General features: G+C 49.8%; 4 protein-coding genes, 4 tRNA genes and 1 rRNA gene. 8 read left to right on the top strand and 1 reads right to left on the bottom strand.

The annotated features are described in order from the left end of the window. Positions 1-33 precede the first annotated feature (33 nt). From rrf to birA, 3 genes are all read left to right on the top strand, one after another. Positions 34-149 (top strand): 5S ribosomal RNA (gene rrf, locus GYRE_RS03160). A gap of 114 nt (positions 150-263) precedes the next feature. Then, on the top strand, positions 264-1,292 hold the full coding sequence (gene murB / locus GYRE_RS03155; RefSeq protein WP_038252936.1) for a UDP-N-acetylmuramate dehydrogenase: 1,029 nt from the start codon (positions 264-266) through the stop codon (positions 1,290-1,292). Next, on the top strand, positions 1,289-2,251 hold the full coding sequence (gene birA, locus GYRE_RS03150; RefSeq protein ID WP_038252934.1) for a bifunctional biotin--[acetyl-CoA-carboxylase] ligase/biotin operon repressor BirA: 963 nt from the start codon (positions 1,289-1,291) through the stop codon (positions 2,249-2,251). Before murB ends, birA begins: the two co-directional genes overlap by 4 nt. A gap of 25 nt (positions 2,252-2,276) precedes the next feature. Here birA and coaA read toward each other — a convergent pair whose 3' ends face one another. Beyond that, on the bottom strand, positions 2,277-3,227 hold the full coding sequence (gene coaA, locus GYRE_RS03145) for a type I pantothenate kinase (RefSeq protein ID WP_006817509.1): 951 nt from the start codon (positions 3,225-3,227) through the stop codon (positions 2,277-2,279). Positions 3,228-3,573: 346 nt separating this feature from the next. Here coaA and GYRE_RS03140 point away from each other — a divergent pair. The 5 genes from GYRE_RS03140 to GYRE_RS03120 form a co-directional block, all read left to right on the top strand. After that, positions 3,574-3,649 (top strand) — tRNA-Thr (locus tag GYRE_RS03140). Between the two features lie 3 nt (positions 3,650-3,652). Then, positions 3,653-3,737 (top strand) — tRNA-Tyr (locus GYRE_RS03135). Between the two features lie 114 nt (positions 3,738-3,851). Further along, positions 3,852-3,926, top strand: a tRNA-Gly gene (locus GYRE_RS03130). A 5-nt stretch (positions 3,927-3,931) separates the two neighbouring features. Next, positions 3,932-4,007, top strand: a tRNA-Thr gene (locus GYRE_RS03125). Between the two features lie 118 nt (positions 4,008-4,125). After that, positions 4,126-4,359: GTP-binding protein (locus GYRE_RS03120; RefSeq protein WP_020882629.1), on the top strand; the 234-nt coding region annotated here is incomplete at its 3' end.

Genomic DNA, 4,359 nt, shown 5'->3' with positions numbered 1-4,359 from the left:
GATTTTCAGCCTGATACAGATTAACAGAATTTGCCTGGCGGCTTTAGCGCGGTGGTCCCACCTGACCCCATGCCGAACTCAGAAGTGAAACGCCGTAGCGCCGATGGTAGTGTGGGGTCTCCCCATGTGAGAGTAGGACACTGCCAGGCATCAATTGCGTGAAGAGGCCATCCGGAAGGATGGCCTTTTTGCGTTTATACCTCAAGCCATCGCCGCACAGATACGGTAAACTAGCCCAGTTTTGTATCAGGAAAGCGTCTCTAATGAATCATTCCCTAAAGTCCTGGAATACCTTCGGTATCGATCGCTGCGCGCAGAATATTGTCTGTATCGAAAATAGCCAACAACTTCTGCAAACCTGGCAGCAGGCGACTGCAAATGAGCAGCCGGTGCTGATTCTGGGTGAGGGCAGTAACGTCCTGTTCCTTGAAGACTATGCTGGCACGGTCATTATTAACCGAATAAAAGGTATTACGGTCCGCGAAGAACATGACGCGTGGCATCTGCACGTCGGTGCTGGTGAAAACTGGCATCACCTGGTGCAATATGCGCTGGAAAACAACATGCCGGGCCTCGAAAATCTGGCGCTGATCCCAGGTTGTGCAGGTTCAGCTCCGATCCAGAACATTGGTGCTTATGGCGTAGAACTGAAAAGCGTCTGCGAGTACGTCGACTGTGTCGAACTGGCTACCGGCGAGCAGAAAAGGCTCACCGCACAGGCGTGCGCGTTCGGCTACCGCGACAGTATCTTTAAGCATGAGTATCAGGACCGGTTCGCGATTGTCGCACTTGGGCTGCGTCTGGCAAAAACGTGGCAGCCGGTACTGAGTTATGGCGATCTGACGCGTCTCGAGCCACAATCAGTGACTCCGCGCCAGGTGTTTGACGCAGTGTGCCAGATGCGCACTTCAAAATTACCTGATCCGAAAGTGAACGGTAATGCCGGCAGTTTCTTCAAAAACCCCGTAATTGCCAGTGAACTGGCGACGGAGTTATTGGCTAGTTTCCCCCATGTCCCACATTATCCCCAGGCTGATGGTAGCGTTAAGCTGGCGGCAGGCTGGCTTATCGATCAGTGTCAGCTAAAAGGTAAACAGATAGGCGGTGCCGCCGTTCACCGCCAGCAGGCTCTGGTGTTAATTAATGAACATCAGGCGACCAGCGCTGATGTTGTCGCTCTCGCGCACTATGTTCGCGAGCAGGTTGGTAGCAAATTTAATGTCTGGCTGGAGCCAGAGGTTCGCTTTATTGGCACAACAGGTGAAGTGAATGCTGTGGAGACCATTGCGTGAAAGATAACACCGTACCGCTGACGCTCATTTCATTGCTCTCTGATGGTGAATTCCATTCTGGCGAGCAGCTGGGAGAGCATCTGGGAATGAGCCGTGCCGCCGTGAACAAGCATATTCAGACGCTGCGCGACTGGGGCGTGGATGTGTTCACCGTGCCAGGTAAAGGTTACAGCCTGCCAGAACCTATTCAACTTTTGGATGAGTCGTTTATTCACAACCATCTGAAGTCCGGCAATGTCGCTGTTCTGCCAGTGATTGATTCCACTAACCAATATCTTTTGGATCGCATGCAGGAGTTGCAATCAGGGGATGCCTGTGTGGCTGAATATCAGCAGGCAGGGCGTGGTCGCCGTGGCAGAAAATGGTTCTCTCCTTTTGGCGCAAATCTCTATCTTTCAATGTACTGGCGACTGGAGCAGGGGCCGGCGGCGGCGATTGGTTTGAGTCTGGTCATTGGTATCGTGATGGCGGAAGTGCTACAAACGCTGGGCGCCGAACGGGTTCGCGTGAAATGGCCGAACGATCTTTACCTCGATGACCGTAAGCTTGCAGGCATTCTTGTTGAACTGACCGGAAAAACTGGCGATGCCGCACAGATAGTCATTGGTGCGGGGCTTAACCTCGTCATGCGTAAAGTAGAAAGCGACGTTGTGAATCAGCAGTGGACCAATCTGCAGGAGGCGGGCATTACCATTGACCGCAATCAGCTCACGGTTCGTCTGATAAAAGAGCTGCGTGATTCACTGCAACTTTTCGAGCAGGAAGGGCTGGCACCGTGGCTTTCTCGCTGGGAACAGCTGGATAATTTTATTCATCGTCCGGTGAAACTGATTATTGGCGATAAAGAAATTTTTGGTATATCCCGTGGAATAAACGAACAAGGTGCGCTATTACTTGAACAGGGTGGTGTTATTACTCCCTGGATGGGTGGCGAAATCTCCTTGCGTAGCGCGGAATAAAAAAGGGAGCTGAGGCTCCCTTTTTTTATTTTCTTAAACGAACCTGCTCAACAGAGTGATTCGAGCTTTTGGTCATAATGAGACTGGCTCGCTCACGAGTAGGAAGTATATTCTCTTTCAAGTTCAAAAGGTTAATCTCATTCCATAATGAGGTGGCAGTATTCACTGCTTCCTCTGTGGTTAATTTTGCATAATTATGGAAGTAAGAATCCGGATTGGTAAACGCACCTTCGCGGAATTTCAGGAAGCGATTTATATACCAGTTTTTAAGTAGATCCTCCGGCGCATCAACATAAATAGAGAAATCAACGAAGTCAGAAACAAAAACATGATGCGGATCGTGGGGATAATCCATTCCACTTTGCAGCACGTTCAACCCTTCAAGGATTAATATATCTGGCTGGGCAACCGTCTTATCGCCATCAGGAATAACATCATAACTTAGATGGGAATAAACTGGCGCAGTCACATTTGTTGCCCCTGATTTGATGTCAGAGACAAATTTCACCAGCCGATGCATATCATAAGAAAGTGGGAAGCCTTTCTTCTTCATTAACCCACGTTCTTTCAGCACGGCGTTAGGGTGTAGGAAGCCATCGGTAGTGATTAGCTCAACTTTGCGGTGTTCCGGCCAACGGCTCAGCAGCGCCTGCAGCACACGAGCGGTTGTACTCTTCCCAACGGCCACGCTACCAGCAATGCTGATGATATAAGGGATACGCTGCCCATTCGTTCCAAGGAACTGCTCCAGTACAGCCTGGCGGCGCAGGTTAGAACTAATATAGAAGTTAAGCAGACGCGAAAGCGGCAAGTAGATTTCCGCGACCTCTTCCAGGGAGAGATCTTCGTTAATCCCTTTTAAGCGTGTAATTTCCCCTTCTGTCAGGGTCATCGGTACGGAATCGCGAAGAGCAGCCCATTGGCTACGATTAAACTGTAAATAGGGTGTTGTTAACGCTTGTTCTTTTTTGCTCATAGGCATGTTCTTGTCGCCACGGAGAGAAGATGTTCAGAACGTGACGCTTTACATTTCGTTAGTCAGGACAATGGGCAGGAGGGTAACACCAGATGGCTGCGAATAATAAGAAAAAATCGACACGAATGATGGATTCGCGTGATGACCACCATTTTCGTCCAACCCGTTATCTTTATACTGGCTAAAGCCCTCGTGGAAGGCCTGCGAATGACGAAGATTTATCCAGCATTGGCTGAAATAGCACCTCTTTTTGTGTTTTGCGCACAAAATGTGAGCGATAGAACGTTTTATGCAATTTTTTAGTTGCATGAGGCCGCAAGCCTCCCTAGAATGCGCGCTACTTGATGCCGACTTAGCTCAGTAGGTAGAGCAACTGACTTGTAATCAGTAGGTCACCAGTTCGATTCCGGTAGTCGGCACCATCAGGTGGGGTTCCCGAGCGGCCAAAGGGAGCAGACTGTAAATCTGCCGTCATCGACTTCGAAGGTTCGAATCCTTCCCCCACCACCACTTTCTGGCTTGTACTGCTAAGCCGGAGTTGATAGATAAGTCTGTCAGCTCAAACAAAGAAGAGGGAAACCTCTTTTTTGTTACAGAAAGAACTGGGTAGCCGAGTTTCAGGATGCGGGCATCGTATAATGGCTATTACCTCAGCCTTCCAAGCTGATGATGCGGGTTCGATTCCCGCTGCCCGCTCCAGACGTGCTGATATGGCTCAGTTGGTAGAGCGCACCCTTGGTAAGGGTGAGGTCCCCAGTTCGACTCTGGGTATCAGCACCACTTCACTTCTCCTTCCCGTTTCTCTCTGTTTACTTGTAAATGTATTCAACGATTCAGGCATATCGCCTGGTTGATGTGGTGATATCACCGATTTATCCGTGTCTTAGAGGGACAATCGATGTCTAAAGAAAAGTTTGAACGTACAAAACCGCACGTTAACGTCGGTACTATCGGCCACGTTGACCATGGTAAAACAACGCTGACCGCTGCCATCACTACCGTACTGGCTAAAACCTACGGTGGTTCTGCTCGCGCATTCGACCAGATCGATAACGCGCCGGAAGAAAAAGCTCGTGGTATCACCATCAACACTTCTCACGTTGAATATGACACCCCGACTCGCCACTACGCA

Origin of the sequence: Yokenella regensburgei ATCC 49455 (genome assembly GCF_000735455.1) — a bacterium.
GTDB lineage: Bacteria > Pseudomonadota > Gammaproteobacteria > Enterobacterales > Enterobacteriaceae > Yokenella > Yokenella regensburgei.
The sequence above is the reverse complement of the archived record's forward strand: the minus strand, read 5'-3'. Positions and strand labels throughout refer to the sequence as shown.

Bases quoted from the DNA above. Each gene is read 5' to 3' on its own strand.
- murB (WP_038252936.1), top strand. From the start codon at position 264: ATGAATCATTCCCTAAAGTCCTGGAATACCTTCGGTATCGATCGCTGC.
- coaA (WP_006817509.1), bottom strand. From the start codon at position 3,227: ATGAGCAAAAAAGAACAAGCGTTAACAACACCCTATTTACAGTTTAAT.